This is a genomic window from Marinithermofilum abyssi (assembly GCF_014641195.1).
Lineage (GTDB): Bacteria > Bacillota > Bacilli > Thermoactinomycetales > DSM-45169 > Marinithermofilum > Marinithermofilum abyssi.
Genome location: NZ_BMHQ01000004.1, coordinates 213,631 through 225,201 on the forward strand (window position 1 = coordinate 213,631; position 11,571 = coordinate 225,201).

Consider the following 11,571-nt stretch of genomic DNA (forward strand, 5'->3'; position numbering starts at 1 on the left):
GGTGAAGGTGATGGCGGATTACCGACAAGCGGCGAAGGACGTGAAAGAAGGAAAAATCGCCCCGGTTTATCTCTTGTACGGCACGGAAACCTTTTTGATGGATGAAATGTGCGACTGGATTAAAACCCAAGCCCTGCAAGGAGGGGATGCCGGTTTTAATCTGGTCGTGATGGATCTGGAAGAGCAACCGGTGCAATCCTTGGTGAGAGAAGCGGAAACCCCTTCGTTTTTCGGAGGAAAACGCGTGGTGATCGGAAAGAATGCCTGGTTTCTCACAGGCACACGAGTCAAGGCCAAGGTGGAGCATCGCCCTGAAGAACTGCTGGACTATGCACAGAACCCTTTGCAAGACAATGTGCTGATCCTTACGGTTCCCGCGGAAAAGCTGGACACCCGGAAGAAGCTGGTCAGACAGCTGAAAGAAAAGGCTGTCACTGTCTCATTCGCTCCGTTGGAACCAAAGGAATTAACCGGGTGGGTGGCCAGACGTCTGAAGCAATTTCAGGTGCAGGTTCATCCTCAAGCGGCTGATCGGCTGGTGCAGCTTGCCGGCAACGATTTGCGCCTGTTGGCTTCCGAATGTGAAAAGCTGGCCGTCTACGTGGGTCGGGGAGGTACGGTGACGCCGGATGCAGTGGCAGAGCTGGTTCCCCGCACGCTGGAACAGGATGTGTTTAAGCTGATCAATAGCGTGGCCAAACGGAATACTGGCGAAGCCTTGGGGATCTTCCATGATCTTCTGCAGAATAAGGAGGAGCCGATTCGCATCCTGGCGCTTATCATCCGCCAGTTTCGGATGATGTTGCAGGTGAAAGTGATGGCGGAACAGGGGAAGGCGGCAAAAGAAATCGCTTCGCTTCTGCGGGTGCATCCTTACCCGGTGAAGCTGGCTTTACAGCAAGGCCGATCCTTTTCAGAAGAAACCCTGCGATGTTTGCTTCAACGAGCGATCGAAGCGGACCAATGGATCAAGTCCGGCAAGATTGACAAAGTGTTGGCTGTGGAGCGCCTGCTGCTTCAAGCTGACATTTCTTCCAGTACTTTCGGATAATACGGAGAACCCCGGTTTGAACACCGGGGTTCCTTTGATTACTGCAATACTTTTTTGTGGTCCAGGATTCGATTGGTCACTTCATAGGCGGAGCTGAAGGAGAGTTCCGAGAGTTGTCCATCCCCTTCACACCAGTCGCCGGCAAAATAGGCATTGGACAAGCTGTAGAATTCCACCGGCATTAACCGCTGGTCTTCGATACACTTGATCTCTTGAACGGTGGCTCGTTTGGACAGACGTTTTGCCACCAGCTTATCCCGCCAACCGGGATAGTGCTTGTCATAAACGGACTCGATCACGGATACTTTTTCATTGGCTTTGTCTTGGTCGATCTCATCTTGGGTCAAATATGCGACCGCTTGCATCAATTGACCGCCTTCCGGCGTACAGGTTTCATCGTAATAGGAAATGTCCGTGATAAAGACCCGTTCCCCTTTGTGATAGATATAGGTGTAAGGGCTGTCGATCCGTTCGCTCAGGCCGACATCATATACGACCACTTGATTGGGGCGATACCGGCTGTACTCCTCAAACAGCCCTTGATAGGGCGTATCCGTAAAGAGAGCCACCAGCTCTTTGGGAGGAATACAGAAAATGAAACGATCCGCCTTGTAAACCCTTTCTTTTCCATGTACAGCAACAATTTTCCGCCCTTCGATTTCCAGCTTCTGTGCCTTCTCTTTGGGAATGATTTCGCCGCCGTTGTCCGAGATGATTTTGGCCAGGCCGTCGACGATGGATTGCCAGCCGCCCCCAATATACGATACCGGCGTGTGTGTAGCGAACAGCCGTTTATAGTAACGGAAAAACAGGGGAGACGGAATATTTTCCGGTTCATTGGTGAAAAAATTGGAGGATGCCAAGGTGAGCAGGAAGTCTCTTACTTGATCCGGCTCTTTTTTCAGGTAATCGCCGATCAGCACCCCTTCTTTTCCCCGTTCAATGGCGCTCAGAGTTTTGATCACATCGTAAGCGAGTCTCAATTTGTTTTCTGCATCCAAGATTTTGGTCCGATACAGACGTTCCAGAGTGGAGGGCATAGGAGTGGTAAAAGAGCCCAAGTCATAAAACGCTTTCTTAGGTGAGAAATCTTTCCAATTGACGTGCAATCCGATTTCGCTTTCATATTTTCGCAAGACCGAGTGATCCCGGCCGTAGATGGCGTGGGCCCCAAAGTTAAAATTAAATCCCTTCAGGGGAATGGTGATGGCCCGACCTCCCAGCTTGGGCGCTTTTTCCAAGAGCTGTACTGCGAAACCTTTGCTGGCGAGGCGAGCCGCAGCACTTAATCCAGCCAGACCGCCTCCGACGACGACGATTTTCTCTGACAACTTCAAACACTCTCCTCATTTGAACTACACCTTATTTTTGCACCCACCCCATTGTAGCAAGATGTTCGGGATTCGGAAACCCGCCTCGGAAGCTGTTATTCCAGGTAAGAGAGGAAATAAACCGCTGGTGGTTCCACCTTTTGGGTTAAACTGAGGTTTCCAAAATATAATCGAGAGAAAAGACCCAACCCGCCCCAAATGTTATCGGGCGGGTTGGATTTTTGTACTCTTCCTTGGTTGCGCTTATTCCTGGTCGGACAGATAAACGCGATGCGCTTCAAAGAACTTGTCCAAGTTCTTGCCGCTGGTACGTTCCATCGTATCGATAAACTCTTTTGTGGTAGCGATCCCGAATTTCTGTTCTTGGAACCAGGTCTGCATCGATTGGTAAAACTGTTTGTCGCCCAGTTCATTCCGCAGGTCGTTTAGGGTGCGGGCGCCGTAGGAATAAATCATGTAGTAGTAGGCGTCGATTCCTTCCTCTCCGCGGGCCGTAAAGGCAGAGACAGGAGAGGACAGATGATAGTAAGGATCAGGGTGAGGCTCGGGTGATGCGTGAAAGGGAACGGGGTCAGCCGGCTGATAAGCCCCCGGTACTGTCGTCTGCCGGAGAGCTGCATCCACCCCGCCTGCGGGAACAACCGCTCCCATCATCATCAATGTGGCTGTGACAGGGGCTGTCCGACGCTTCATTCGTTGTTTCTAATCCATGAACAAAGACATCCTTCGCTCAAATCAATATGGGATTCGAGAGGCGAAGGAGTTTTCCTCTAACAGAAGACAAATTTTTCATATATCACAAACGACAGCCAAAGAAAAAACACACCCCTAAGGGTGTGTCAGCTTGATGACAAACCTCTTAGTTCAGCAAAAAGCTCTTCTACCCGTCGCTTCCTCTCTGACGTCACAGATGTGATACTTTCCGCTCCGAAACGATGACCAAGGCGCGAGCAAAAGGAAAAGCCTGTGTTGCACCCACGGGCACAAGTCACGCCTTGTCACTTTCGCTTCAGGTCGTGCTATGCTCGCTTTTTGCCTTGGTCCCACGTTTCGTCGCTAGGTACGTCGTTCAAAGGTCGCTCCTTGTGAGATGTGCTCTCTTCTTCCGAAAATAGGCTTTGTCAGCAGCCTCACACACCCCTGAGGGTTGTGGATTAATCTGTTCTCTTGAAACGTTCCAGGACTTTTTTGTACTGAATGTACATCGCCACCCGCCAGGGCAGGATCATCCCGAAAGCCAGGATGAAAAACACGCCCGCTGTCTGTTGGATGGTAATCAAATGTTCGATATAATTGTGCGCCGCGATCCGGATGACCAGCAATGTCAGCAAGATGAGAATGAACGCCCGGGAACGCTTCAGGTATACCTGGCCGTTTTTTACATGAAATGTGGATGTCCGGATGAGCGGGTAAGAGAAAAAGACGGCTCCGGCCAAAAACGCGCATGCTGCCCAACTCCACGGGATGTGGGTGGACGGGGCGAGAAACATCAGAAATCCGGTGCTCATTCCTATGGGCGGCATGATGATTTTTTTAACCGATGTGGGTTTATTCGCCGCGCGGAGTCGGATGAAAATCACCGTCAGCGCCATCATGATTGTCCCCAGAGTTACCGTCACATGCATGTTTAACGCAAAAGGATGTCCCACGGCGAACAACCTCCCCTCCCCATGTATCAAGAAAATGGTAGCATAACCCCGGCCTCCTGACAAATCTTTAAACAGCCCTGCGGGTACAAACTAGATATCCAGTTTGAGTTCACCCGTCCTTCGCCATAACGAAACCAACTGGGTATGTTCCCGTCGAGGTGACGGTGGATCAGGCTTTCCATCTTTCAAGGTTTGTGACGACCGATCTTCGTTGATCAGTCTGTCCTTCTGGATTATCGGTCATCCATCGTTTTTGCTGGTTGCATTTTTCTTTCGAGATGGGTAATATAATGGATAACGATTTTGGACTGACAACGAGAATACGAGCAAAGGCAAGGATGAAGAAGAGTAGCACAGACAGGCCGTACAGAGAGTTGGCGGGTGGTGCGAGCCAATCGGACCGCTGTGTGAAATGGGCTTCGGAGCTGACACTCGTCGCATCGGCGGGTGAGACGGCATTTCGCCGTTATCGGATGAAAGTGCGTCTGACCATGTGATGGTTGACTTTTGGTTGGTCACGGCAAAGCAACGGGTCGGACGAAGCAGGGTGGCACCGCGAGCAACTCCTCGTCCCTACATGGACGGGGTTTTTTTATTTTTATGGACAGAGGAGTGAAAGTATGACCAAACGCGTCTTTTCGGGAATTCAACCAACGGGAGATCTTCATTTGGGCAACTACATCGGGGCGATGAAGCAATTTTTGCCACTACAGGAACAGGCCGACTGCTTTTTCTGCATCGTGGATCTTCATGCCTTGACCGTCCCGCGGGATCCGGAAGAATTACGGGAAAAAACGCTGGAGCTGGCAACGCTGTACTTGGCAACTGGATTGGATCCGGACAAAATTACCTTGTTTATTCAATCCCAGGTGCCGGGCCACGCCGAGGCGGCCTGGCTGCTGCAATGTGTCGCCAGGATGGGGGAATTGAACCGAATGACCCAATTCAAGGACAAAAGCCAGGGATCGGATTCGGTGACAGCCGGCTTGTTTACATATCCGGTTTTGCAAGCGGCGGATATCCTCCTCTATCAGACGGACGTTGTACCGGTAGGGGAAGACCAGAAACAGCATCTGGAGCTGACACGGGATCTGGCTGAGCGTTTCAACCGCCAGTACGGCGAGGTGTTCCGAATCCCGGAGCATCAAATCCCCAAAACCGGCGCCCGGATCATGGGTCTGGACAACCCGGAGAAAAAGATGAGCAAAAGCGCGCCCAGCGAAGCCAATTACATTACGCTGCTGGAAGATGAAAAGTCGATCCTGAAAAAATTCAAGCGGGCGGTGACTGACTCCGAGAACGAGATTCGCTTTGATCCGGAAAACAAACCGGGGGTTAGTAACTTGTTGGCGATTTACAGTGAAATGTCCGGTCAGTCGGTGGAATCCCTGGTGGAACAATATCAGGGTAAAGGCTACGGCCACTTGAAGCTCGACACGGCTGAAGCGGTTATCAACCGGTTAAAGCCGATTCAGGAGCGTTATCGTGAGTTGCGGGAGTCCGGCGAAGTCGAAGCCGTGCTGCGCCGGGGAGCCGAACGCGCCCGGGAAGTGAGTGAGGCTACATTGGCTGAAATGAAGAAGGCCATGGGCTTGGTTCAGTTTTAACCGTATACCCGTCAGAAAAACCCGCCATAGCGGCGGGTTTTCTTTTAAAATAAAAGCGACCCGTTTTGGGTCGTTTTTATGTGTTTATCCGTTCAGTTGGTTAAACTTTTGGTCCAAACGGGATTTTTGCCGTGCAGCGGCGTTTTTGTGGAGCAAGCCTTTGGTGACGGCTTTGTCCAGTTTCCGTTTGGCTTCACGCAGCAAGGTGCCGGCTTTTTCCGTGTCTTGTTGCTCCACTGCGGTCAAGAAGTTTTTGATCGAAGTCCGCATGGCTGATTTTTGAGCGGCACGATGCATGCGGCGTTTTTCGCTGGTTTTGGTGCGCTTAATGGCGGATTTAATGTTCGGCATTCGTTTCACCTCCCGCGAATCACTCAACGTCGCCTCTCAACATGCAACACGCTAAATTCTATCACGGGGGTCCATAAAAAGCAAGAGAAGGAATAAAGAAAAGCCGGTCTTGGAAAAATGGAATCAGCGAGAAAAAAAGAAGGTGGTGTGCCAACATGGCCGGCGAACAACATCGGAAGGGGCAGGAAAAGCGGTTGGACCTGAGTCCTTTTCCCATCCGGACAGACCTTGCCCGCGAAGCTCATGATATGGCGCTGGGACGCCGTCAAAAAGGTGAAGGGGTCCCAGGGGTTCATGCGGAAGAGCGGGAGGAAAACGGGATCCTTACCAGCTGGATCCGCATCGAGGATCAAGAGGGAGCGCGGGAGTTGGGTAAACTGCCGGGATTGTATCTCACTCTGGAGATTCCGGATCTGCGCAGCCAGGATTCAGAGTTGCAACGACGGGTGGCTCAGCACTTTTCGGATCAGTTTCAACAGTTTCTCAAACAGGCGGGAATTCCTGAAAACGCCAGCGTATTGATCGTCGGGCTGGGAAACTGGAACGTGACTGCCGATGCACTGGGACCTTTTGTGGTAAAACATACGATGGTGACGCGTCATTTGTTTCAATTGATGCCCGAACAAGTGGAGGAAGGGTACCGGCCGGTAAGCGCCATCTCCCCCGGCGTATTGGGGACGACGGGCATGGAGACGAGTGAGATCGTTCTTGGTGTAGTGGAACGAACCAAGCCGGATGTGGTGATCGCGGTGGATGCACTGGCGTCCCGGGCACTCAACCGTGTCAACACGACGATTCAAGTAGCGGATACAGGCATTAACCCCGGGTCGGGCGTGGGAAACAAACGAAAAGCACTGAATAAAGAGACGCTAGGAATACCAGTGATTGCCATCGGCATTCCGACGGTGGTGGATGCGGCCACGATCGCCCACGACACGATCGATTTTGTATTGGCCCACTTGCAGCGGGAGATGAGCCAGCAGAACGGCAAAATGTCCAATCCCCTCGATCCGCTCAACCGGGCCAACGTCAAGGAACTCCAATCGCAAGAAGTACCGACGGAAACAAGGAGCCAGGTGCTTGGAATGGTGGGGGGGCTTGACCCCAATGAAAAGCGTCAACTGATCGAAGAAGTATTAAACCCCTTGGGCCAAAATTTGATTGTCACTCCAAAAGAAGTGGACGCCTTTATCGGCGATATGGGCAAGCTGGTGGCGGACGGCTTAAGCTGCGCCCTGCACAATTCGGTTACCCTGGATAATGTCTCCTCCCATGTGAACTAAAAAGAAAAGGCAAGCAGAGTCCATCCTTTGGGAAAGAAGAGAGCTTTTCACCAGGTTCTCTCTCCGACGTAAACGGTCGCTATACATTTATCGCGTGACTGTGGAAGCGTAGCGAACGAAGACGACCCGATGCCCTGTGAAAACGATGATCGAGAGGTGCGAGTCAAAGGAAACGCTTTGTATGCACCAACGGGCACTCAAGTGCGTACGTCGTGCCTTGATCGCTTTGCTCCCAGGTCATGCCTGTGACTCACTTTTAGCTCCTATGTCGTTGGGTACGTCGTTCAAAAGTCGCGGCTTGGAGAAGGACACCCTGCTATCCAAATAGACCTGCTGAACCTTCGTCATCAAGCTGAGAAAGCCGGTCCGGCTTTTTTCTTTTTGGGCCGGTATAGCATACAGGGTATATTTCCTCTATTTTCTTCCGATAATGGTAGCGAAACGAAAGGTATACCCTTCTCCCAATCTATGAAATCTACCCGATCTATGAAAATCAAAAAGCTAGGTTCTACTCTCTTAAACCGGCTCATAAAGATGGGGTGAGACGAGCTTGAGAGGGGGAGAGGGATGGGTCGAAGCTACCGGGGATTTACCACTGTAAACATGTCGACCCCCAAAGTCCGGCAAACCTTTGTTTTATTGATCTTGGGTACAGCGGTGATATTCGTCGTCGCAGGTATTTTTGCCACCTTGCAAGCGGAAAGGAGCGCTCACTCCTCCGACCTGCGCAAAATTACTTCCCGCCTTTCCACGGAGACACTCCTGTATCTGATGGGCGGTGAGATTCCTTACCTGATGGCGGATGAAGAGATTGCCGCCAAACAGCTGAGTATGTCGGGAGTCCTGTTTGAACTGGCAACCAGCGTCGATCCCAAAGATCCTCGAAGCTTTTTGGGTGAGCTGCCGGGCTTTGCATTGTTTGATACGGAAATCGCAGTAGCCGGTCAGGGGGTGGATTACACGTCGGTTCCGATCGAATCTGCACCGCCGGAAGATGTGGCAAGGCGACTGGCGGAACAGAACAAGAAATCGCCGGCGAAGAAGAAAGAGCCGACGGAAGAGCGAAAGGCTCCCAATGGCAGAGAGCAGGTGTATATCTACCATACTCACTACACGGAATCGTATCTGCCGAGCTTGAACAAATCGGGCAACCCCAATACCGCTTATGACAATCAGAACAATGTCACCCAGGTCGGGAAGCATCTCGGCAAAGAACTGGACCGGTTAGGGATCGGGAACATCGTTCGAACCGAAGGATATGACGCCAACTGGAACCGGCTTTACCAAGCATCGCGGGCGGCGGCGGTACAAGCGATGAAGCAAAATCGGGAACTGCGTTATTTAATCGATATTCATCGAGACTCGCAGCCCCGGGAGAAGACAACCAAAGAAATTCGCGGTAAATCCTATGCCCGAATCTCTTTTGTTATCGGAACCGCCAATCCCCACTGGGAAGAAAACGAACAGTTCGCCCGAAAGCTACACAAGCGGCTAGATGAGCTCTATCCCGGACTCTCCAAGGGAGTGTTCCGAAAGAGCCGCGCCACCGGCAACGGTGAGTACAACCAATCCCTTTCCAATCGAAGCATTCTCGTCGAGATCGGTGGAGTCGGCAATACTTTTGAGGAAGCATTCCGGACATCGGAAGCCTTGGCCCGTGCGTTTGCAGATCTGCATTTTGAAGCGAAGCCCGTCGATGGAAAACCCGGCCCCTGACGTACACAAAAATCAGGAAGCCGAGGAGGTAAGCGATCGTGAGATTGATGTTTCAGGTCTTCACACTGATGATGGTGTTAATGTTCGGCCTGTTTTTGGGCATTGATACCGCCGAACAAAACATACAAAAAATCCAGGGAAGCCAAGGCGCACCTCGGGCGGTTCAAATCACCCCGGAAAACGGCCGTGTGGAAATCGCGGTATTGGGCCATGTCTATGAAGCGGAAAATCCCGTGAAGAAAGAGGAGGAGCGGGAGCCGAAGGTAAAGAAAGGGGAATCTTCCCAGGTGTCCTCCCGCTCCTTGGAAGAAAGCAGTTGGATGGCACAGGTGAGCAACCAAGTAGGACAAGGGTTGCGGCAGGGAACGCGCAAGGCATTGGATGAAGTGGTGGGGTGGTTGGATTAGGAGCGGGTAAAAGGGCTGCAATTTTGGACAGGTTTGTCGCCAATCTGAGCGTGTTCCCCTAGCACGCTTTTTTTGTTGAGCCTGTTTTGGAGAATAGGATCTTCGTACATTGAAGGCCCCCGCAGTGACTGCTATAATATGAAAGATGCAGTTTTGCGCGTGTTTGACCGCAGGAGGGAACGGAATGGACAAAAAGGAACGGCAACGAAGGATCCGCAACTTTTCGATCATTGCCCATATCGACCATGGAAAATCGACCTTGGCGGATCGTATTTTGGAATATACGGGCGCGCTTTCCGAAAGAGAAAAGCAGGATCAGTTCCTCGACACCATGGATTTGGAGCGGGAGCGGGGGATTACGATCAAATTGCAGTCGGTACGGCTTCCCTATAAAGCAAAGGACGGGAAGGAATATATTTTGAACTTGATCGATACCCCGGGACACGTGGACTTTACTTATGAGGTATCTCGCAGTTTGGCCGCATGCGAAGGGGCGCTGTTGGTCGTGGATGCCGCCCAGGGCGTAGAAGCCCAAACCATGGCCAACGTGTATCTGGCTTTGGAAAATGAGCTGGAGATTCTGCCGGTAATCAATAAAATCGATCTTCCCAGCGCAGAACCGGACCGGGTTCGTCAGGAAATCGAAGATGTGATCGGATTGGATGCCAGTGAAGCGGTACTGGCTTCGGCGAAAGCGGGGATCGGAACGGAAGAGATTCTGGAGCAGATCGTAAAAAAGGTGCCGGCACCTGAAGGAGATCCCGATGCACCGCTGAAGGCGCTCATCTATGACTCCATCTATGATTCGTACAAAGGGGTTATCACCTACATCCGGGTGGTGGACGGCACCATCAAAAAAGGGATGAAAGTACGGATGATGGCCACCGGCAAAGAGTTTGAGGTAACGGAAGTGGGCGTGTTCGCTCCCCGTCCTGTCGCGCGTGATGAGCTTTCTGTCGGAGAAGTCGGTTTTATGGTGGCTTCCATTAAAAACGTAAAAGACACCCGGGTGGGGGACACCATCACCGATGCGAACAATCCCGCACCGGAACCACTGCCGGGTTACCGCAAAATCAACCCCATGGTCTTCTGCGGCATGTATCCGGTGGATTCCTCGGACTACGATGATTTGCGGGAAGCCTTGGAGAAACTGGAGTTGAACGATGCTTCTCTCCGTTACGAACCGGAGACCTCCAGTGCCCTCGGATTCGGCTTTCGCTGCGGCTTCCTCGGATTGCTTCACATGGAAATCATCCAGGAGCGGATCGAGCGGGAGTTTAATATTCCGCTGATTACCACCGCTCCCAGCGTAGTATACCGGGTATTTAAGACAGACGGAACCCAGCTGGATATTGAAAACCCGACCCATATGCCGCCGCAGCAGGAAATTGATCATGTGGAAGAGCCTTACGTGAAAGCTTCGATCATGGTGCCCAACGATTATGTCGGGGCGGTGATGGAGCTTTGCCAGACCAAACGGGGCGAATACTTGGACATGCAATACCTGGATGCCAATCGGGTTAATATTATTTACGAACTGCCGCTGGCGGAGATCGTTTATGATTTCTTTGACCAGTTGAAATCCGGCACCAAGGGGTACGCCTCCTTCGACTATGAATTAATCGGCTACAAAGCTTCCAAACTGGTGAAGATGGATATTTTGCTAAACGGCGAACCGGTCGATGCGCTCTCCTTTATCGTTCACCGGGGCAAAGCCTACCATCGGGGGCGCCAATTGGTGGAGAAGCTGCGTGAGCTGATTCCCCGGCAGATGTTTGAAGTACCGGTACAGGCTGCGATCGGCAATAAAGTGATCGCACGGGAAACCATCCGCGCCCAACGCAAAAATGTGTTAGCCAAGTGTTACGGTGGGGACGTCTCCCGGAAACGGAAACTGTTGGAAAAACAGAAGGAAGGGAAAAAGCGCATGAAAGCCGTGGGGAATGTGGAAGTGCCCCAAGAGGCATTCATGGCGGTTCTTCAGATGGACGACAACAAAAAATAAGACTGCATCACAGTCCGGAGGCTGCTGACAATGTTCGAAATGAGCAGAAGAACTTTTTAGCCCGAGCAGCTCTTTTTGACGACGAACTTAGCGACAAGAGAGGAGACAAAAAATCGGCACATAGCACGACCTGGGAGGTTGCGAAAGGCGTGACTTGTACTTTTTGAGTAC

10 protein-coding genes and 1 other annotated feature are annotated in these 11,571 nt (G+C 51.7%); of the genes, 6 read left to right on the forward strand and 4 right to left on the reverse strand.

Features of this window, described 5'->3' with window-relative positions:
• The first annotated feature begins 10 nt into the window (after window positions 1-10).
• Window positions 11-1,051, forward strand: coding sequence for a DNA polymerase III subunit delta (gene holA / locus IEW70_RS07240; protein WP_188647250.1), 1,041 nt, complete (start codon window positions 11-13; stop codon window positions 1,049-1,051).
• Between the two features lie 38 nt (window positions 1,052-1,089).
• Here the strand turns inward: holA and IEW70_RS07245 are convergent, their stop codons facing one another.
• The 3 genes from IEW70_RS07245 to IEW70_RS07255 form a co-directional block, all read right to left on the reverse strand.
• Window positions 1,090-2,388: a phytoene desaturase family protein gene (locus IEW70_RS07245; protein WP_308423140.1), complete on the reverse strand. Its 1,299-nt coding sequence runs from the start codon at window positions 2,386-2,388 to the stop codon at window positions 1,090-1,092.
• Between the two features lie 237 nt (window positions 2,389-2,625).
• Window positions 2,626-3,075 (reverse strand): M1 family aminopeptidase, encoded by a 450-nt coding sequence (locus IEW70_RS07250; protein ID WP_188647251.1) that lies wholly within the window; start codon window positions 3,073-3,075, stop codon window positions 2,626-2,628.
• 461 nt (window positions 3,076-3,536) lie between these two features.
• Window positions 3,537-4,031: a CcdC family protein gene (locus IEW70_RS07255; protein WP_229751873.1), complete on the reverse strand. Its 495-nt coding sequence runs from the start codon at window positions 4,029-4,031 to the stop codon at window positions 3,537-3,539.
• Between the two features lie 326 nt (window positions 4,032-4,357).
• Window positions 4,358-4,609: a binding site (T-box leader), on the forward strand.
• A gap of 42 nt (window positions 4,610-4,651) precedes the next feature.
• Between IEW70_RS07255 and trpS the strand changes: the two genes are divergently transcribed.
• Window positions 4,652-5,638 carry a tryptophan--tRNA ligase gene (trpS, locus tag IEW70_RS07260; RefSeq protein WP_188647252.1) on the forward strand — a complete coding sequence of 329 codons (987 nt, stop codon included), beginning with the start codon at window positions 4,652-4,654 and terminating at the stop codon, window positions 5,636-5,638.
• A gap of 84 nt (window positions 5,639-5,722) precedes the next feature.
• Here trpS and rpsT read toward each other — a convergent pair whose 3' ends face one another.
• Window positions 5,723-5,989, reverse strand: coding sequence for a 30S ribosomal protein S20 (rpsT, locus tag IEW70_RS07265; RefSeq protein WP_188647253.1), 267 nt, complete (start codon window positions 5,987-5,989; stop codon window positions 5,723-5,725).
• 155 nt (window positions 5,990-6,144) lie between these two features.
• Between rpsT and gpr the strand changes: the two genes are divergently transcribed.
• The 4 genes from gpr (at window position 6,145) to lepA (ending at window position 11,400) form a co-directional block, all read left to right on the forward strand.
• A complete protein-coding gene (gene gpr / locus IEW70_RS07270; RefSeq protein ID WP_188647254.1) occupies window positions 6,145-7,272 on the forward strand; it encodes a GPR endopeptidase in 1,128 nt (375 codons plus the stop codon).
• A gap of 567 nt (window positions 7,273-7,839) precedes the next feature.
• Complete coding sequence (spoIIP, locus tag IEW70_RS07275; protein ID WP_188647255.1) at window positions 7,840-8,988, forward strand: stage II sporulation protein P; 1,149 nt, start codon at window positions 7,840-7,842, stop codon at window positions 8,986-8,988.
• 47 nt (window positions 8,989-9,035) lie between these two features.
• Window positions 9,036-9,395, forward strand: a complete 360-nt coding sequence (locus IEW70_RS07280; RefSeq protein WP_229751881.1) for a DUF3679 domain-containing protein — start codon at window positions 9,036-9,038, stop codon at window positions 9,393-9,395.
• A gap of 184 nt (window positions 9,396-9,579) precedes the next feature.
• Window positions 9,580-11,400, forward strand: a complete 1,821-nt coding sequence (gene lepA / locus IEW70_RS07285; protein WP_188647257.1) for a translation elongation factor 4 — start codon at window positions 9,580-9,582, stop codon at window positions 11,398-11,400.
• Window positions 11,401-11,571: the final 171 nt, after the last annotated feature.